Source organism: Methylococcus sp. S1M (assembly GCF_051295855.1).
Classification (GTDB): Bacteria; Pseudomonadota; Gammaproteobacteria; order Methylococcales; family Methylococcaceae; genus Methylococcus; species Methylococcus capsulatus.
On record NZ_JBPDXO010000002.1, the window covers coordinates 241,916 to 260,993 of the forward strand.

The 19,078-nt window shown below is 63.2% G+C and carries 17 protein-coding genes; 13 read left to right on the top strand and 4 right to left on the bottom strand.

Going from position 1 to position 19,078, the window contains the following annotated elements; genetic code table 11:
* The first annotated feature begins 35 nt into the window (after nucleotides 1-35).
* Nucleotides 36-635 carry a Maf family protein gene (locus ACSHWJ_RS04750; protein WP_432539426.1) on the top strand — a complete coding sequence of 200 codons (600 nt, stop codon included), beginning with the start codon at nucleotides 36-38 and terminating at the stop codon, nucleotides 633-635.
* 22 nt (nucleotides 636-657) lie between these two features.
* Here the strand turns inward: ACSHWJ_RS04750 and ACSHWJ_RS04755 are convergent, their stop codons facing one another.
* The 4 genes from ACSHWJ_RS04755 to ACSHWJ_RS04770 all read right to left on the bottom strand — a co-directional run bounded on the left by ACSHWJ_RS04755 (nucleotide 658) and on the right by ACSHWJ_RS04770 (nucleotide 6,462).
* On the bottom strand, nucleotides 658-1,302 hold the full coding sequence (locus tag ACSHWJ_RS04755; RefSeq protein WP_017366314.1) for a lytic transglycosylase domain-containing protein: 645 nt from the start codon (nucleotides 1,300-1,302) through the stop codon (nucleotides 658-660).
* A 69-nt stretch (nucleotides 1,303-1,371) separates the two neighbouring features.
* On the bottom strand, nucleotides 1,372-2,574 hold the full coding sequence (purT, locus tag ACSHWJ_RS04760) for a formate-dependent phosphoribosylglycinamide formyltransferase (protein ID WP_218797979.1): 1,203 nt from the start codon (nucleotides 2,572-2,574) through the stop codon (nucleotides 1,372-1,374).
* A gap of 115 nt (nucleotides 2,575-2,689) precedes the next feature.
* Nucleotides 2,690-4,375, bottom strand: coding sequence for a Calx-beta domain-containing protein (locus ACSHWJ_RS04765; RefSeq protein WP_432539425.1), 1,686 nt, complete (start codon nucleotides 4,373-4,375; stop codon nucleotides 2,690-2,692).
* A gap of 374 nt (nucleotides 4,376-4,749) precedes the next feature.
* Nucleotides 4,750-6,462, bottom strand: coding sequence for a multicopper oxidase domain-containing protein (locus tag ACSHWJ_RS04770; RefSeq protein ID WP_432539424.1), 1,713 nt, complete (start codon nucleotides 6,460-6,462; stop codon nucleotides 4,750-4,752).
* Nucleotides 6,463-6,608: 146 nt separating this feature from the next.
* Here ACSHWJ_RS04770 and ACSHWJ_RS04775 point away from each other — a divergent pair, with 146 nt between their 5' ends.
* From ACSHWJ_RS04775 to ACSHWJ_RS04830, 12 genes are all read left to right on the top strand, one after another.
* Nucleotides 6,609-7,373, top strand: coding sequence for a copper resistance protein NlpE N-terminal domain-containing protein (locus ACSHWJ_RS04775; RefSeq protein ID WP_432539423.1), 765 nt, complete (start codon nucleotides 6,609-6,611; stop codon nucleotides 7,371-7,373).
* A gap of 94 nt (nucleotides 7,374-7,467) precedes the next feature.
* Nucleotides 7,468-9,219 (top strand): proline--tRNA ligase, encoded by a 1,752-nt coding sequence (locus ACSHWJ_RS04780; protein WP_282213297.1) that lies wholly within the window; start codon nucleotides 7,468-7,470, stop codon nucleotides 9,217-9,219.
* Between the two features lie 56 nt (nucleotides 9,220-9,275).
* Complete coding sequence (gene hslV, locus ACSHWJ_RS04785) at nucleotides 9,276-9,839, top strand: ATP-dependent protease subunit HslV (protein WP_017366320.1); 564 nt, start codon at nucleotides 9,276-9,278, stop codon at nucleotides 9,837-9,839.
* The gene (gene hslU / locus ACSHWJ_RS04790) at nucleotides 9,836-11,158 is read left to right on the top strand and encodes an ATP-dependent protease ATPase subunit HslU (RefSeq protein WP_010961260.1); all 1,323 of its coding nucleotides are present in this window, start codon (nucleotides 9,836-9,838) and stop codon (nucleotides 11,156-11,158) included. Before hslV ends, hslU begins: the two co-directional genes overlap by 4 nt.
* A complete protein-coding gene (locus tag ACSHWJ_RS04795) occupies nucleotides 11,155-11,520 on the top strand; it encodes a gamma-butyrobetaine hydroxylase-like domain-containing protein (protein ID WP_218797985.1) in 366 nt (121 codons plus the stop codon). The genes hslU and ACSHWJ_RS04795 overlap by 4 nt, the downstream gene beginning before the upstream one ends.
* A 27-nt stretch (nucleotides 11,521-11,547) precedes the next feature.
* Nucleotides 11,548-12,294 carry a bifunctional demethylmenaquinone methyltransferase/2-methoxy-6-polyprenyl-1,4-benzoquinol methylase UbiE gene (gene ubiE, locus ACSHWJ_RS04800; protein WP_017366321.1) on the top strand — a complete coding sequence of 249 codons (747 nt, stop codon included), beginning with the start codon at nucleotides 11,548-11,550 and terminating at the stop codon, nucleotides 12,292-12,294.
* A gap of 11 nt (nucleotides 12,295-12,305) precedes the next feature.
* Nucleotides 12,306-12,959, top strand: a complete 654-nt coding sequence (locus ACSHWJ_RS04805; RefSeq protein WP_017366322.1) for a ubiquinone biosynthesis accessory factor UbiJ — start codon at nucleotides 12,306-12,308, stop codon at nucleotides 12,957-12,959.
* Nucleotides 12,956-14,584 (top strand): ubiquinone biosynthesis regulatory protein kinase UbiB, encoded by a 1,629-nt coding sequence (gene ubiB / locus ACSHWJ_RS04810; RefSeq protein ID WP_282213296.1) that lies wholly within the window; start codon nucleotides 12,956-12,958, stop codon nucleotides 14,582-14,584. The genes ACSHWJ_RS04805 and ubiB overlap by 4 nt, the downstream gene beginning before the upstream one ends.
* A gap of 66 nt (nucleotides 14,585-14,650) precedes the next feature.
* Nucleotides 14,651-15,208, top strand: a complete 558-nt coding sequence (locus ACSHWJ_RS04815; protein WP_010961265.1) for a thioredoxin family protein — start codon at nucleotides 14,651-14,653, stop codon at nucleotides 15,206-15,208.
* 40 nt (nucleotides 15,209-15,248) lie between these two features.
* Nucleotides 15,249-16,424, top strand: coding sequence for a phosphoglycerate kinase (locus tag ACSHWJ_RS04820; protein WP_432539422.1), 1,176 nt, complete (start codon nucleotides 15,249-15,251; stop codon nucleotides 16,422-16,424).
* A gap of 131 nt (nucleotides 16,425-16,555) precedes the next feature.
* A complete protein-coding gene (gene rpoZ / locus ACSHWJ_RS04825; RefSeq protein ID WP_010961267.1) occupies nucleotides 16,556-16,837 on the top strand; it encodes a DNA-directed RNA polymerase subunit omega in 282 nt (93 codons plus the stop codon).
* 28 nt (nucleotides 16,838-16,865) lie between these two features.
* Nucleotides 16,866-19,073, top strand: a complete 2,208-nt coding sequence (locus tag ACSHWJ_RS04830) for a RelA/SpoT family protein (protein ID WP_010961268.1) — start codon at nucleotides 16,866-16,868, stop codon at nucleotides 19,071-19,073.
* Nucleotides 19,074-19,078: the final 5 nt, after the last annotated feature.

The window sequence follows — 19,078 nt, forward strand, 5'->3', positions numbered from 1 at the left end:
AAATCCAACTTCTGTCAAAGCCCGGAAACACCGCGATGCCGACTCCCCCACCGCAGTCGAGGCCGCTCCTCCTGGCTTCAGGTTCGAGTTACCGCCGCGAGCTACTCCGCAAACTGGGTCTGCACTTTACCGCTGTGGCGCCGGACATCGACGAAGCAGCGAGACCGGGAGAGGCTGCGGATGATCTCGCCTTGAGGCTGGCCTGTGAGAAAGCGCTGGCACTGGCGCCCGCCTATCCCGACCATCTGATCATCGGTTCGGATCAGGTGGCCGTGCTGGGCGATTCGAGACTGGGCAAGCCTGGTACTCATGAGAAGGCGGTCGCACAGTTGCTGCGGGCCTCGGGGAACACCGTGACATTCCTGACGGGATTGTGCGTGCACGACGCGGTCAGCGGGGTCAGCCATACCGGCCTGGACCGCTGCCACGTCCATTTCCGCCGCCTCGACCGAGACCAGATAGAACGCTACGTCACCGCCGACGAACCCTACGACTGCGCCGGCGCTTTCAAGTCGGAAGGACTGGGCATCGCCCTCATCGAACGCTTCGAGGGCGAAGATCCGAACGCCCTGGTCGGTCTCCCCCTGATCCTGCTGACGGAAATACTGAAACGCTTTGGCATCGCCGTCTTCTGAACAGAACCCACACGATGCGGCGTCAGTTCAGGCGATTGTAGTATTCGATCACTCGGTTCAGATAATCCTGGGTTTCGGGAAAAGGAGGCACCCGGTTGCCGTATTTGATGATGTTGTTCTCGCCGGCATTGTAGGCGGCGACCGCCAGGCTGACATCGTTAAACATGCCAATGAGGTCGCGCAGATAGCGGGCCCCCCCGTAGACGTTCTCCACCGGGTCGGTCCGGTCCCGCACGCCATAGCGTGCTGCAGTGTCCGGCATCAGTTGCATCAAGCCCACAGCCCCCTTACCCGAAACCGCCTCCGAGTTGTATGCCGATTCCGCCTGGATCATCGCGTGCAGCAGCAGGGGATCGAGGTCGTAGCGCTCGGCCGCTTCGGCGATCAGCGGCGCCAGCATTTCGCGGTTGCGCGCCAATGTCCCGGACCTGAAGGCGACCGGAGCCGAAGCCCGGCCCGATGACGCCTCCTGGTACGCGGGGGCCGGTGACCCCAGCCTGCCCGACACCCTGGTGGTGGCGATCAGCCGGTAGCCGCTATGCGGGGGACGATCGGTGTAATAGACATGACCCTTCTTGTCGACGAACTTGTAGACATCCGCCGAGACCTGCGCCGCCGGCAGCCCCCCCAGCAGCAAGGCGATCCAAAGACGTCGTTTCATCCGCATGTTTTTACGTCGTTTTCTCGAATCCGGACGAGCGGGTTTATACCACCGCTCCGTTCGGCCGGACAAGCCTCAAGCCGGTATTTTGACCGGCCGCACCCGCGATGCCGCCAACACCGCCCGCCTTCGCGCCTCTTCCACCGTATCCGCCGCCGCCAGCGCCACACCCATACGCCGCCGTGGATGGGCCTCCGGCTTGCCAAACAGGCGGACCTCGGATTCCGGCACGGCCAGCGCCCGCTCCAATCCCTCGAACGCGATGCCTTCCGCCGCCACCCCTCCGTAAATGACGGCGCTGGCGCCGGGACGCCGCAGGGAGGAATCGACCGGCAATCCCAGAATCGCACGCACATGCAGTTCGAACTCGTTCTGTGCCTGGCTGACCATGGTCACCATGCCCGTATCGTGCGGCCGGGGGCTCACTTCGCTGAACCACACCTCATCCCCCCGGACGAACAGCTCGACACCAAACAGCCCGCGCCCTCCCAGCGCATCAACCACGGTGCGGGCGATCGCCTCGGCCCGTTCCCTGGCCTTCGGATTCAGGGACTGCGGCTGCCAGCTTTCCACGTAATCCCCGGCTTGCTGCCGGTGCCCCACGGGCTCACAGAACGCGATCCCGGCGTCACCTCCGGAAACGGGGGTGCGCACCGTCAGCAGGGTAATCTCGAAATCGAAGTCGATCCGGCCTTCGACGATGACACGGCTTGCCCCGACCCGGCCACCCTCCCGCGCGTGATCCCAGGCTGCCTGGACATCCGACGGGCTCTCGAGCAGAGATTGGCCCTTGCCGGAGGACGACATGACGGGCTTGACGAAACACGGAAAGCCGATCTTCGCCGCGGCCTCGGCCAAGGCGGCACAGGAATCGGCAAAGGCATAGGGTGAGGTGGGCAGGCCCAGCTTTTCCGCCGCCAGCCGCCGGATGCCTTCGCGGTTCATGGTGAGTTGCACAGCGCGGGCATTGGGAACGACCTCCGCCAACCCCGCCCGCTCGATCTCGACCAAGGCATCGGTGGCGATCGCTTCGATCTCGGGCACGACGAAATGTGGGCGCTCGAACTCGACCAACCGATGGATCGCCCCCGGGTCGGTCATGTCGACGACGTGGGAGCGGTGGGCGACCTGCTGCGCCGGCGCGCCGGCATAGCGGTCGACGGCGATCACCTCGACGCCGTAACGCTGGAGGGAAATCGCCACCTCCTTGCCAAGTTCGCCGCCGCCCAGGAGTATCACCCGGACGGCGGAGGGGGAATTGGGGGTTCCGATACGCATAGGGACGATGGCCGAAGCAATGGGAGGAAGAACCGGCGACGAAAGGAGGCCGAAGGGCGGTGATTTTAATCCCCCCCGGCCCTCCGTTGCCAAGCCTCCGTCCTTCCCGACGGGATCAATCGTCGTCGGCGATGGCGACCGTGGCCTCCGTCGCCGGCAAGCGGGTGTACTCCCGCCTTCCGGCGATGGCCATGGTGACCGTTTCCCGCCCTTCGACCAGGCGGTCGTCGCGGAGCTTCACCGACACATCCACGCTGGCGACGCCTTTTGGCAGAGTGACCCGGAGCTTGGGCTTGATATAGTCCTTGCCCGGCCGGGCAGTGCCGCCCAGCGTCAGATTAACGGTCAAGGACCTGTCCATCGGCGTCTCGCGAGACACGGTGAAAACCAGCCGCTCTCCGCTTCCTTCGGCAATTTCGGTCCGGGCAGCCGACACCCAGACGCGCGGAAGCGAGCCCAGCAGCACCTCGCCGGCGATCTGGGACACGGTCGTCAGATCGGGTTTGAAGCGCAGGGTGCTGCGGACCCTGCGGATCGCGGCAGGATTCGCCGCAGCGATCTCTTTGGCCGCGCCGATGGCCGCACTCACTTGGCCCGGCGCCGGCAGGGTGCCAGTGGCCGTGTTTTCGTTGTGCGTCAGTGTCCGCCTGAGCTCGCCCGCACCCGCAGCTTCCCTGGAATTCCCTATCGCCGTGGTCAACAGACTCTTGTCCTCCTCCCGGCTGGCCTGATAGGTCAACGTGAAGCGGGCATGATCGGCGGCGAACGCGGAATAACGTTCCTGGAAGGATTCGAGCATCCGGACGGCGGTACCGCGCATGGAGCCGGCCAGCCGCTGGAACTGCAGTTGCGTCGAGGGCTGGGTCCGGCTGCCTTCTTCGTTGCGCTGCAAGACGATCGTAGCGGCGTTCACCCCGTCATTGGCCACCGCGGGAATTTCCCAGGTGACGGTGCGGCGCAGGCCGGTCGAGGTCTCGCCGGTCGTGGCGTCGGTCTTGAGCACAGCGGCAGGAAAGTCTTCCGCCAGCCGGGACGACATGAAATCGGCGGCTTCGGCCGGCAGGGTCGCCAGATAACGCAGCACGATCTGCGAATTCGTCAGCAGAGGCTGTATGGACATATCCTGATCCGCGAGCGCCAGATGCTTGTGCAAATCGGCCGCCCTGGCCATCCTGGCTTCCACCGTCGCCTCCAGCCGGGTCGGGACGCTCATGTCCTGCTCAACCAGGGACAGCACCTCGTTCGACAGGGCGGCGGCATACTGGGGCAGCAGATCGGCGTTTTTCTTCACGTCGAAGGCGTTTTTCGGCTCGAAGAACACCAGCGGCACGTCGTGCGTCAGATTGTTGATGTTCTTGTCCTGGGCACGGACGTCGATCGAAAACGATCCGATCTGAGGCAGCCCGCTGAGGCGTGCAGCCGTGTTTCCCTTGAACGACCCGGCATATCGCAACAGGGTCCGGGCCGCGGCCAAACGCTGCTTCGCCAGTCCAGCGTTCCTGGTTTCATCCAGCGACGCAAACGGTTTGACGTAGAACGGCATCTCCCCCGCCACCGTCAGGCTATGGCAGCCGGCCTTTTCGCAGCTCTTGGCCGGGTTCGCTTCATTGATCATCAGGCCGTAATGGTCCACGGAGATGAAATCCTTGACGTGACACTGATCGCAGGTGGCGTCCTTGGCCGGATGATGTTCGGCCACGCCAGCCGTTTCACCATCGATGGCGTCCATGAGCTGGAGGACGGCCCGGAATTGGTCCTCCGTGTCCGTAACGGGCCTGTTGACGTTGAACTTTACGGTCAATACATGCCGAGCCCCCTCGAAAGGGTCCGGCGGCGCAGCATTCGCCGGACTCAGGCACAGCGGAATCAAAACACCCAGCCAATTCAAGGAGGATCGGGAAAGAAGAAGATGAAATCTCATGTCGCGCTCGCGTGGTTTCGTTATTCGGAAAAAGTACGGCTACCCAAACGGCGAATCGGAGTAGATACGAATTCAAATGATAATGATTCGTATTTAATAGTTCAATGGCAAGCCCACATGCGCGAACCGAATCTCCAGAGGAATCAATGACGGGAACCGGGAGCTACCACTCCCTCCCGTCCCTCAGGGACGCAGGAAAAGACGAGTGCCTCGCAAGTTCGGGCAGGACAGTCCTTGCCCTGCCCGAACTTCGTTCATTCGATGGAAAATTCGCGCATCATGCCCATGTCTTCGTGCTCCAGGTTGTGGCAGTGGTACATGAAGAGGCCCTTGAAGTCCTGGAATGGCTTGATCAGACGGATACGTTCGCCGGGCATCGCCAGCACGGTGTCCTTCCATCCGCTGTCGACGAAGCCATCGCGCACGCTGGCATAGTCGTCCATCGTCGCATTGCTCACGGTGCGGCTGACGATCTGGAAGGACTGGCCGTGCAGATGGATGGGATGCGCCATCGACATCATCATGCCCATGCCTCCGCCATGTCCTCCCATCATCCCCATGCCGCCGCGATGCCCCATCATGCCCATCCCCATGCCGCCATGCATGCCCATGCCAGATCCGCCTCCATGCGCCATGCCCTCCCCTCCTTCGCCATGCCCCGAACCCCCATGGCCGTGGAATATCTCCAGCAGTTGGACGCTGCCCAGCGGAATCCGCTCGAACGGCTGCAGGTCGTCGTGGGCATATGGCCGCCGGTTGATCAGCATGGACATCGGTCCTTCGGAAATCTCCAGAGGCACCGGTTTGTCCGGGTTGGCGGTATCGGCGAGAGTGTAGCGAGAAATCCTCGCGAGCCGCCTCGGCAGGCTGGGGCTTTCGCTCACCCCCCGGCTGACCCGGACCGTGAACAGCGGATAATCGCTGCCCGGCGGCAAGGCGCTGTGCATCATCTCACCCATCATCCGCCGCGCCATCATCGGCAGAGCCCCCGAAAACGGCAGGCTCCGCATCACCAGCTGCGAACCAACGGCGCGTCCGCTGAAATCCGCCCACACGTCCAGGCGCTCGCCCGGCGCGAGCATCACATAGGGCTTGACCTCCGGCGTCTCCAGCAGGCCGCCGTCGGTACCGAGGACCGTCAAGGGCGTGCCGTCGTCCCAGCCCAGCTTGTAGATACGTGCGTTCGAGCCGTTCATGATCCGCAGCCGGTACGCCCGGCTCGCCACTTCCAGTGTGAAGTCCGGGCGACCGTTGACCAGGATGCGGTCACCGTGGAACCCCATCATCTTTTCGTGCATGTGGCGGACATAGACGAGCTGGTTGTCGGCATCGAAGCGCCGGTCCTGCAGCACGATCGGAATTTCGTACTCCCCGACGGGCAGACCCAGAGCCGCCTCCTCGTCGTCGTTCACCAGGATGCCGCCGGCCAGACCGTAATAGACCTGCCGCCCCGTCAGCTCGTGCGGATGGGGATGGTATATATTGAGGCTCGCCCGGTTGAGCACCTCGAATTCGTAGACGAACGTTTCTCCCGGATCCATCGCGTACATCGGATGGCCATCCATCAGCGCCGGGACATGCATACCGTGCCAGTGGGCGATGGTCGGCTCGGCCAGCTCGTTGCGGAAATGGATGCGCACCTTCTGCCCCTTTTGGAGACGGATCAGCGGGCCGAGGTAAGACCCCGGCAGGTTCGTCAGCGTACCTTCCGGGCCTTTCACCAGCCGCGCGGCATACTGCAGAACCCGGGTCGGCGGACCAGGCAGGATGGACACCGAGGACTGGCGAGCCGCCAGCTCGATTTCCACGTCCGGGGCGAACGCGGGCGATGCCTTGTTCGGGCTGAGCTTCGGACCACCCGCCATGGTCATGGCCCGCACCCAGGCCGGCACCCCGGCAAGAGCGAACATACCCAGACCGGTCTGGCGGAGAAAACGGCGGCGCGACAGATGAATGCTGGACGGCATAACCTCCTCCTTATCGACCTCGAGGTCGCTGTAGTTATGGCGAACCCCCTGCTGCGGGCGCCCCGGCGGGGAGTTTCATGCGGGAAGGCTTCCGGCCGCATGGCGAACGGATGCCCTGGAGGCATTGTATATAAGTTTCCGATGATATGGACATTCCCGACGCCCGGTGGAGCGAACGCCCTCGCCATGAATCGGGTCTGGCCTTCCCCGCATATGCAAGTTGCGAACCCCTTCTTCCCCAAACCGCGGGCCGGATGTGCTCCGAAGGCAATGAGTATGTGAAAATGAGTGACAGGCGTGCGGAACGTCGAGCCTTGCGCGGACTTTGCTTCCGCAGGAACCGCCGCCGGGCAAACCGATCCTCAGTAACCCCAATGCAGACATTGAACGGAAAAATGATCAAGAAGGCATCCTTCCTCGTTTTTATCGCGCTGCTGGGCGCGATCCCTCCGGCTGGGGCAGAAAGCGACAAAGAGATCCAGGAAAGAGCCCTCAAGGCACGCGAACTGGGTCAACATGGCGGCATGGACCATTCGGCGCATGCCGGCGACGAAACGACAGGCAGATTCCGCGGCGTCTTCTACGGTTACCTTCCGTGCCAGGAAGAAAACTGCGACGGACTGAAAATGACGCTGTCCTTGAACGACAAGGACCGCTACCTGCTGGTGATCCAACCCGCCAAGCCGCAAAATCGGGAGTCCTTCGAAAAAGGCAAATACCAGTGGGACGACAAGAACGGGATCGTCGTGCTGACACCCAACAAAGAAGCACCGCCACGCCGGCTCGCCATCAAGGATGAAGGCACACTGATCTATCTGGCCAGCGACGGCAAGCCGCTACCCGGCGACCCGGACCGGTACCGGCTGGAGCGGAGCGACAAAGCCGGCAACCGGGAAATGCACATTCATTGACAAGGCCGCGAGCGCCGACCTGCAAAATCTGCTGACTTGCGCCGCCACATCCCGATAAAATGAAGAATTTTGTAACCGCCCGAAAACCTCCTCCATGCGCACCTCCCAGTTCCCCTTGAACACCCTGAAGGAAATTCCCTCCGACGCCGAGATCGTCAGTCATCAGCTGATGCTGCGCGCCGGGCTGATCCGGAAACTGGCGGCGGGGCTCTACACCTGGCTGCCCCTGGGACTGAGGGTACTGCGCAGAGTCGAGCGGGTGGTGCGCGAGGAAATGGACCGGGCCGGGGCGCTGGAAGTCCTGATGCCGGTGGTCCAGCCGGCCGAACTGTGGCAGGAATCCGGCCGCTGGGAGCAGTACGGACCAGAGCTGGCGCGTTTGCACGACCGCCACGACCGGGCATTCTGTCTGGGGCCAACCCACGAGGAAATCATCACCGATCTGGCCCGCAACGAACTCAAGAGCTACCGGCAGCTCCCAGTCAACTTCTATCAGATCCAGACCAAGTTCCGCGACGAGATCCGGCCGCGTTTCGGCGTAATGCGGGCGCGCGAGTTCGTCATGAAAGACGCCTATTCCTTCCACCTCGATCAGGAATCGCTGGCCCAGACTTACGATGCCATGTACGTGGCTTACAGCAACATCTTCAGCCGACTGGGACTGAGGTTCCGCCCGGTGCTGGCGGACACCGGCGCCATCGGCGGCAGCCATTCGCACGAATTCCACGTGCTGGCCGATTCCGGCGAGGACGCCATCGCCTTCTCCACGGTCAGCGACTATGCCGCCAACGTCGAGCAGGCCGAGGCGCTCGCCCCGACGGCGCCGCGTCCGGCGCCCACTGCCGCACTGCTCAAAGTCGAAACGCCGGGCAAGAAATCCATCGCCGAGGTGAGCGAATTCCTCGGTGTTCCTCCCCACCAGATCCTCAAGACCGTCGCAGTCATGCAGACCATCGTCGACGACGACGGGCTGGACCGCGACATGTTCGTGACGGTCTTGCTGCGGGGCGACCACGAGCTGAACGAAGTCAAGCTGGGCAAGGTGCTGGGACGGTTCCGCTTTGCCAGCGAGGACGAGATCGAACGCCACATGGGCTGCCGTCCCGGCTACATCGGCCCGTTGAACCTGCCGGCCGGCACGGCTGTCGGCCCGGTCTACGCCGACCGCGCCGTGGCGGTGATGAGTGATTTCGTCTGCGGCGCCAACGAGGCCGGCTACCACTTCAGCGGCGTCAACTGGGAGCGCGATCTGCCGCTGCCGCAGGACGAGTATCTGTGTGATCTCCGCAACGTGGTCGAGGGCGACCCGAGTCCGGATGGTCTGGGCACGCTGCGGATCGCGCGCGGCATCGAGGTCGGCCACATCTTCCAGCTCGGCACGAAGTACAGCGCAGCGCTGAACGCCACCGTACTCAACGAGGAAGGCCGCAGCCAGGTCATGCTGATGGGCTGCTATGGCATCGGCGTTTCCCGGGTCGTCGCGGCGGCGATCGAACAGAACCACGACGAGCGCGGCATCGTCTGGCCCGAAGCCCTGGCGCCCTTCCAGGTGGCCCTCTGCCCGATCAACATGCAGACCTCGGAGCGGGTGCGGACTACCGCCGAGCGGCTCTATGCGGAGATGTCGGCCGCCGGCTTCGAGGTGCTGTATGACGACCGCAAGGTACGCCCCGGCGTGATGTTCGCCGACATGGAGCTGATCGGCATTCCGCACCGCATCGTCATCAGCGAACGTGGGCTGGACTCCGGTGCCCTGGAATACAAGGGCCGCCGGGATGCCGACAACCAGTCGATCGGCATCGACGGGGTCATCGAATTCCTCCGCGACCGTTCGGAAAGCCGGTAAGTATCTGCTGCATTCGTATAGAATGCGCAAGCTTCAGCCACCACTTCAGGAATCCTGTGGAAAATTTTCACGGCACGACCATCGTTTCCGTCCGCCGGGGCGACCAGGTGGTGATCGGCGGCGACGGCCAGGTCACCCTCGGCAACACGGTCATGAAAGGCAATGCCAGGAAGGTGAGACGCCTCTACAACGGACGGGTATTGGCCGGTTTCGCCGGCGCCACGGCGGACGCCTTCACCCTGTTCGAACGCTTCGAGAGCCAGTTGGAAAAGCACCGCGGCAACCTCACCAAAGCCGCCGTGGAACTGGTCAAGGACTGGCGCACCGACCGCATGCTGCGCCGTCTGGAGGCCCTGCTGGCGATCGCTGACGACAAGGCTTCGCTGATCATTTCGGGCAACGGCGACGTGATCGAGCCGGAAAACGGACTGATCGCAATCGGTTCCGGCGGTCCCTTCGCCCAGTCGGCCGCACGCGCGCTGCTGGAAAACACCGAACTCGGCGCCCGCGACATCGTCGAGAAGTCCTTGATCATCGCCGCCGACATCTGTATCTACACCAACCGCAATCTGACCATCGAAGAACTCGAGACAGGTCGGAATTTCCCTAATCCAGCATGAGCCAGATGACTCCCCGCGAAATCGTCCACGAGCTGGACAAACACATCGTCGGCCAGGCGGAGGCCAAGCGCGCCGTCGCGATCGCGCTACGCAACCGTTGGCGCCGCGCCCAGGTCGGCGCGCCGCTGCGCGACGAAATCACCCCCAAGAACATCCTGATGATCGGCCCCACCGGCGTGGGTAAGACCGAAATCGCCCGCCGCTTGGCGCGGCTGGCCAATGCGCCGTTCATCAAGGTCGAGGCGACCAAGTTCACCGAAGTCGGTTATGTTGGACGCGACGTCGAATCCATCATCCGCGACCTGACCGATGCGGCGATCAAGATGATCCGCCAGACAGAAACGGCCAAGGTGCAGAGCCGGGCGGAAGCCGCCGCCGAAGAGCGCGTGCTCGACGCCCTGGTGCCTCACGCCAGCACCTGGAACGCCGGGGAAGAAGGAGACTCGCCGGCCCGGCAGAAGTTCCGTCAAAAGCTGCGTGCCGGGGAACTGAACGACAAAGAGATCGAAATCGACGTCTCCGCCGCGCCGATCGGCGTGGAGATCATGGCCCCGCCCGGCCTGGAGGAGATGAGCAGCCAGCTGCAAAACCTGTTCCAGAACTTCCAGGCCGGACGGACCCGGACCCGCAAACTGCGCGTCCGGGATGCCCTCAAGCTGCTCAAGGAAGAGGAGGCCGGCAAGATGATCAACGAGGAAGAGATCAAGCTGCGGGCCGTTCATGCGGTGGAACAGAACGGCATCGTCTTTCTCGACGAGCTGGACAAGATCTGCAAGCGCGCGGACTACGGTGGACCGGATGTTTCCCGGGAAGGGGTGCAGCGTGACTTGCTGCCCCTGGTCGAGGGCTGCACCGTCAGCACCAAATACGGCACCATCCGCACCGACCACATCCTGTTCATCGCCTCGGGGGCGTTCCATCTGGCCAAGCCATCCGATCTGATACCGGAACTGCAGGGGCGGTTCCCGATCCGGGTGGAGCTGAATCCGCTGTCGGCCGACGACTTCGTGCGGATCCTCACCGAGCCGGATGCGTCGCTGACGGCGCAGTACGCCGCACTGTTGGCAACCGAAGGCGTCAACCTGGAATTCGCCGACAGCGCCATCCGGCGCATCGCCCAGATCAGCTGGGAGGTGAACGAACGCACCGAGAACATCGGCGCCCGGCGGCTGCACACGGTGCTGGAACGGCTGCTGGAGGAAATCTCGTTCGACGCCGCCGACCGCTCCGGCACCAGCATTACCATCGACGCCGGTTACGTCGACGCCCACCTGGGCTCTCTGGCCCTGGACGAAGATCTCAGCCGCTACATCCTGTGATCATGAGCGATCCCACACCCATCGCCATCACCCTGCACCGGGAAAGCCGTGTGCTCGAGATCTCCTTCGACGACGGTAGCCGCTTCGAGCTGCCCTGCGAGTACCTGCGGGTGTATTCGCCCTCGGCGGAAGTCCGCGGTCACGGCCCCGGGCAAGAGACCTTGCCACTGAACAAGGAAGACGTGACCATCACGGCGGTCGATCCGGTCGGCCATTACGGCATCAAACCGACCTTCAGCGACGGTCATGACACCGGCATCTATACCTGGAAGCTGCTGTACGATCTCGGCCGCCATTACAGCACCCTCTGGCAGGAATACCTCGGCAAAGTGGCGGCGGCGGACCGCAGTCGCAAAGCCTGACATTGCCCCCTTCGAGAACACATCCCCATGAGTGAAAACACCACCCACTTCGGCTTCCGTACCGTGCCCGAGCACGAAAAGGCGAACATGGTCCGCGCCGTGTTCGATTCCGTCGCCGGCAAGTATGATGTCATGAACGACCTGATGTCGATTGGCATCCACCGACTCTGGAAGCGAATCGCAGTGGACCTGGCACATGTCCGCTCTGGCGAGAAGGTGCTGGACCTGGCCGGCGGCACCGGCGACCTGACCGCCTTGTTCCGCAAGCGGGTCGGCGCCCGAGGTTTCGTGGTACTGTCCGACATCAATGCGGAAATGCTCAGGCGCGGCCGCGACCGGATCATCGACGATGGTCTTGCCGAATCGGTGGCCTACGCCCAGATCGACGCGGAAAAACTGCCCTTTCCCGACGACAGCTTCGACTGCATCAGCATCGGCTTCGGCCTGCGCAACGTCACCCACAAGGACAAGGCCTTGAACTCCATGTACCGAGCCCTCAAGCCGGGGGGACGACTCATCGTGCTGGAATTCTCGGAGGTCCACAACGAGCTGCTCAGGAAGGCCTATGACCTGTACTCGTTCAAGGTCCTGCCGTTCCTGGGCAAGCTCGTCGCCAACGACGCCGAAAGTTACCGTTATCTCGCCGAGTCGATCCGTATGCACCCGAACCAGGAGAAGCTCAAGGCCATGATGGAGAAGGCCGGCTTCGAGCGCTGCGAATACTTCGACCTGATGCAGGGCATCGTCGCCGTGCACCGGGGCTACAAGTTCTGAAGATGGCGGGAATGCCCAAACTCTTGCTGGCGGCCGCCCTGCGCGGTGCCATGGAGCAAGCGCTGTCGCGCTATGTCACGTCGAGCCCCTCCAGCCGAGCACGCCTGGAAGCCCTGGCCGGCAAGACCATCGCCCTGGTGCTGACGCCGCCCGGCATCGGCATCCTGTTGTGCCCCACTCCCGAGGGTATCCAGGTGTTGGGGGAAAGCACCGGCACGCCCGATGCCGTGATTGCGGGTTCTCCCCTCACGCTGGCGCGGGCGGCATTGAGCCGCGCCCGCATCGGTCCGGGCACGACCGGACCGCTGGTGCTGGAAGGTGACACGGAAACCGCGCGGAAATTTTCCGCATTACTGAAAGACCTGGACATCCCTTGGGAGGCGATGTTGGCACGCTATCTGGGACCAACGATGGCCCGGAACATCACCGGGGCCGGGCGGACGCTCCGTCACTGGAGCACCGACCTCGGCACCACCCTCCGGTTGAATACCCGCGAACTGCTGCAGGAGGAAACCCGGATCGTCCCCGCCGATCCTGAAGCCGAGGCGCTGTACACGGCAATCGACCATCTGCGCGATGGCATCGCAAGGCTGGAAGCCCGTCTCGTCCGCATCGAGAACAAGCAGCTCACCGCTCCCGGCCAGCCTCAAGCGAAAACGCCGTGATCCCGATCCGACTCGTCAGCCGCTTACTGCACATCCAGCGCGTGCTGGTCCTCCATGGACTCGACGAACTGGTCGAAGCCACGCATCTGTACCGGCCGTTGCGCCATGCCGTCCGCTTCTCCACCGCGCTGGGCGCCCGCGACGTCGAAGCACCGCGTGCCGTGCGCCTCCGTCGGGCGCTGGAGGAACTCGGGCCGATCTTCGTCAAGTTCGGCCAAACGCTTTCCACGCGCCGCGACCTGCTGCCCGACGACATCGGCGAAGAACTGGTGAAGCTGCAGGACCGCGTGCCCCCGTTTCCCGGCGTCGAGGCCCGCCGGACGGTCGAGTCCGCACTGGGCCAGCCGGTCGGCACGCTGTTCCGGTCTTTCGACGAAGAGCCGTTGGCTTCGGCTTCGGTCGCGCAGGTCCATGCCGCCCGCCTGCACAGCGGCGAAGAAGTCGTAGTCAAGGTATTACGGCCCGGCGTCCGGCAACGCATCGAGGCGGACATCGAACTACTCTACGCACTGGCCGGCATGGCGCAGCGGTTCTGGCCGGATGCCCGCAGACTGCGCCCGACCGAAGTCGTCGCCGAATTCGAAAAGACCATCCTGGACGAACTGGACCTGGTGCGGGAAGCGGCCAACGCCGCCGAGATCCGGCGCCGCTTCGAAACATCCGGGATTCTCTACGTCCCCAAGGTGTACTGGGACTATACGCGCCGGGACGTCATGGTGATGGAACGCATCGCCGGCATCCCCATCGGCGACGTTCCGCAGCTCCGGCGCGCGGGCGTCGACCTCAAGCTGCTGGCGGAGCGCGGGGTGGAAATCTTCTTCACCCAGGTATTCCGCGACAGTTTCTTCCACGCCGACATGCACCCCGGCAACATCTTCGCCACGACGGACGCACGCTACATCGCCGTCGACTTCGGCATCGTCGGCAGCATCTCCAAGGCCGACCAGTATTACGTGGCCGAAAATTTCCTGGCGTTCTTCAACCGGGATTATCGCCGGGTCGCCGAAATGCACGTGGAATCCGGCTGGGTACCCCCCACGACGCGGATCGAGGAATTCGAATCGGCCATCCGTAGCGTCAGCGAACCGATCTTCGAAAAGCCGCTGAAAGAAATCTCCTATGGACAGGTGTTGCTGCGGCTGTTCCAGGTCGCCCGGCGTTTCGACATGGAAGTGCAGCCGCAACTGGTCTTATTGCAGAAGACCCTGCTCAATATCGAAGGTCTGGGAAGGGAGCTCTACCCCGACCTCGATCTCTGGCAGACCGCCAAGCCTTTTCTCGAAAACTGGTTCCAGGATGAGCGCGGCCCGAAATCCGCGGTCCGGAGACTCGGGGCAAAACTGCCCGAATGGGCCCAGCAATGGCCGGAAATGCCCGGCCTCGGCTATCAGGCGCTCCATCGCGCGGTCAACGGCCGGCTCGAACTCAGCATCCGCTCGGACGAACTGCGTATCCTGACCCGGGAAATCCGCCTGGGACAACGCCGTATCCTGGGGGGCATCGGCGGCGGATCGCTGATTCTGAGCGCCACCCTTCTGAGCACGGCGTTCGCTTCTCCGACGCTGATCTGGACGGTGGCGACGCTGGGTCTGGGCCTGTTCGCCTACGCCTGGACACTGCGCTAAAACGGTGCGAGCGCCTCGCTTGATGTCTGTTATGATGCGGCACTCCCCCGTTTGGAGCGTACAAGCATGGTAAGTACAGAAACCCCTGAGTGCGAATTCGGCCGGAAGGCCCCTGACTTCGCCCTGCCCGGCGTCGACGGCAAGATCTGGACGCTGGAACGATGCCGGGGTCCCAAAGGGCTCCTGGTCATGTTCATCTGCAATCACTGTCCTTATGTGAAGGCGGTGCAGGACCGCCTCGTGCGCGATGCCAAAGACATCCAGGCGTTGGGCATCGGCGTGGTGGCCATCATGCCCAACGATCCGACCGATTATCCAGAGGATTCGTTCGAAAACATGCAGAAAGTCGCCGCGGATCTATCCTACCCTTTCCCCTACCTGCTGGACGAAACCCAGGCGGTCGCCCGGGCCTACGGCGCCGTGTGCACGCCGGATTTCTTCGGTTACAACGCCGATCTGGAACTGCAATACCGCGGCCGGCTCGACGCCAGCCGGCGGGAGGCGTCCCCGCCCGGCTGCCGCCGCGAGCTGTACGAGGCCATGAAGCAGATTGCCGAGACCGGCAAGGGCCCGGCCGAGCAGATTCCCAGCATGGGTTGTTCAATCAAGTGGCGCAACGCCTGAGGGCACCATTTCAAGATTCCAAAGAACCAAGGAGCATCCCATGGCTTTCAAACGCATGACCGACATCGATCTCGCCGGCAAGCGCGTCCTGATCCGGGAAGACTTCAACGTCCCCGTCAAAGATGGCCGGGTCACCAGCGACGCCCGCATCCGCGCCGCCCTCCCGACCATCCGCCACGCGCTGGACGCCGGCGCTGCGGTGATGCTGATGTCGCATCTCGGCCGCCCCACCGAAGGGGAATATGCCGAGGAGTTTTCCATGAAACCCGTTGCCGACCGGCTGTCCGAACTATTGGGGCAGCCGGTGACACTGGTGAAGGACTACCTGGGTGGCGCCGACCCGGCGGTCGGGTCGGTCGTGCTATTCGAGAACGTGCGTTTCAACAAGGGCGAGAAGAAGGACGACGAGGTCTTGGCGCGCCAGCTCGCCGCGCTGTGCGACGTCTACGTGATGGATGCCTTCGGTACGGCGCACCGCGCCGAGGCCTCGACGCACGGCGTGGGCAAATACGCTCCCACCGCCTGTGCCGGCCTGCTGCTGGCGACGGAATTGGACGCACTGGGCAGAGCGCTCCACGACCCGGCGCGCCCCTTGGTCGCCATCGTCGGCGGCTCGAAAGTATCGACCAAACTGACGGTTCTGGATTCCCTTTCGCAGGTGGTCGATCAGCTCATCGTCGGTGGCGGTATCGCCAACACCTTCATCAAAGCCGCCGGCTTCAACGTCGGGAAATCACTGTACGAGGAGGACCTGGTGGCCGAAGCCGGGCGCCTGATGGAAGCCGCCAAGGCCAAGGGCGGGGAGATCCCCGTACCGGTCGACGTGGTGGTCGGCAAACGCTTCGATGCCGCGGAACCCGCCATGGTCAAGAGCGTCGCGGACATCGCCGAGGACGACATGATCTTCGACATCGGTCCGGAGACCACCCGCCGCTACGCCGAGTTCATCGGCCGCGCCGGCACGGTGGTCTGGAACGGCCCCGTAGGTGTCTTCGAATTCGACCAGTTCGGGGAAGGCACCCGCCGATTGGGTCTGGCCATCGCCGAAAGCCATGCATTTTCCATTGCCGGCGGGGGAGACACACTGGCAGCCATCGACAAATATGGCATCGCCGACCGCATCTCCTACATCTCGACGGGGGGCGGCGCCTTCCTGGAATTTCTCGAAGGCAAGCAACTGCCGGCGGTTGCCATGCTGGAGAGCCGCGCGGACTGAATCCCCGGCGGACAAGACGACTGTATCCCGTCCGCAACAAATCGCCGCTTCCGCAGTCAAACGCACTGTACAGAGCGCGGAACTGCGATACATACTACCTATTTTCTCAAAGCCACCGATCGAGGACTTGAATGGCTCGCATCACCGTCGAAGATTGCCTGGACAAAGTCGAAAACCGTTTTCAGCTCGTGCTGCTCGCCAGCAAGCGGGCCCGTGTGCTGGCACGCCATCCCGAAGAAGCCAAGGTGACCTGGGACAACGACAAGCCGACCGTGGTAGCCTTGCGCGAAATCGCCGAAGGGCACATTACACCTGCCTACATGAAGGAGAAGGTGAAGACGGACCGTTATCCAATCGAACGCCCGATGCCGGCACCCCGCGACGATCTCGCCGACCTTGACGACGACATCTAGGTCGACCGGAAAACCTTCAACCGCCGCAATGAGCTCGTACGCCGTCGCCGATGCCCCGCCGCCGCAAGAGCCGGCGGAAACGCCTCAGGAAAAACTGGCGCGCCGGCTCGGCCATCTGACTTCGAGCTACCTCGAACCGGCCCAGGTCGCGGAAATCCAGAAGGCTTACGAAGTCGCCGCCAAGGCGCATGAGGGGCAGTTTCGCCTCAGCGGCGAGCCCTACGTCTGTCACCCCCTTTCGGTCGCCATCATCCTTGCCGAAATGCGGATGGATGCCAAGGGCATCATGGCGGCCCTCCTCCACGACGTCATCGAAGACACGCCCTTGACCAAGGAGGATCTGAGCGCCCGCTTCGGAGCCGAAGTAGCGGAACTGGTCGATGGCGTCAGCAAGCTCACCCAGCTCGACTGCAAATCGCGCGCCGAGGCTCAGGCGGAGAATGTGCGCAAAATGGTCCTGGCGATGGTCAAGGACCTGCGCGTGATCATGGTCAAGCTGGCGGACCGGCTCCACAACATGCGCACGCTGGATGTGATGAACCCGGGACGGCGCTGTCGCATCGCCCGGGAAACCCTGGACATTTATGCCCCCATCGCCCATCGGCTGGGAATGAACGAGGTCCGGCTGGAACTGGAGAATCTCGGCTTCTCCGCCATGTACCCGATGCGGCACCGGGTACTCGAGCAGTGCGTCAAGAAAGCGCGAGGCAACCGCAAGGAGGTCCTCGCCACCATCGAATCAACGCTCAAAGCGCGCCTCAAGGATTGCGGCATGCCGGACGCCCGGATCATCGGCCGGGAGAAGCATCTCTACAGTCTCTACCAGAAGATGCGCAGCAAGCATCTACCCTTCGCCCAGGTCTACGACGTCTATGCGTTCCGCATCGTGGTCGACTCGCCCGACGAGTGTTACCGGGCTCTGGGCGCCGTCCACAACCTGTACAAACCGATTCCGGGCCGCTTCAAAGACTACATCGCCCTGCCCAAGGCCAACGGCTACCAGTCGCTCCACACCGTCCTGATCGGCCCCTTCGGCCTGCCGCTGGAAATCCAGATCCGCACCCATGCGATGCACCACATGGCGGAGTCGGGGATCGCTGCCCATTGGCTGTACAAATCGGAAACCGATCCCGCCGCCGGCAGCCAGGCGCGAGCCCGGGAATGGCTGCGAGACCTGCTGGAAATCCAGAAGAGTGCCGGCGATTCCCTGGAATTCCTCGACAACCTCAAGGTCGACCTGTTCCAGCACGAGTGCTACGTGTTCACCCCCAAGGGCCGCATCATCAAGCTGCCGCGTGGCGCCACTATCGTCGATTTCGCCTACGCGGTACATACCGACATCGGCAATTCCTGTGTCTCAGCCCGCGTCAACCGCATTCTGGCGCCGCTGCACAGCGTGCTCGAGAATGGCCAGACCATCGAGATCATCACCGCGCCTTGGGCCAGACCGAATCCCCTGTGGCTGAACTATGTGGTAACGGCCAAAGCTCGGGCCGCAATCCGCAGCCATTTGAGAAACTTCAAGAAACAGGAAGCGGTCAACCTCGGACGGCGCCTGTTGGAAAAGGAACTGGCCAATCACGGGCTGAATCTGGAGGCGATTCCGCCGCAGCAACTGGAAAACTTTACCCGCTCCCTGGAGTTGGCCTCGTTCGAATCCCTGCTGGAAGATCTCGGCCTCGGCAACCGGCTCCCCTTCCTCGTCGTGCAGCAAATGCTGCATGGTGAACGCGAAAGCGGCAAAGGCGCGCCGTCGCCAGCTGCCGAAAAAAGCGCCAGGATGCCGCTCGTCATCAAGGGAACCGAGGGCGTCGTGGTCAACCTGGCAAAGTGCTGCCGGCCGATTCCAGGCGACCCCATCGTCGGTTTCTTCAACCCAGGCAAGGGCATCGTGGTGCATCTCACCGACTGCAAAAATGCTGCCGAGCTGCGGCGCAAGCAGATCAACAGCCTGGACGTCGAGTGGGATCGCGCGGCGAGCGGGATGTTCCCGGCGATGATTCGGCTGGAACTGATGAACCGGGTTGGCACCCTCGCCCAGGTGGCATCGGCGATCTCCCGGATGGAAGCCGACATCGAAAACGTCCAGATCACCAACCAGGACGACCAGATATCCACGGACGTCATCACGATCGGCGTCAAGGACAGGGTCCACCTCGCGCGGGTCATGCGCGAATTGCGCCGACTGAGCATCGTCCTGAAAATATCCAGAGTCAAATCGGAACTGAGAAAGTAGAGAAC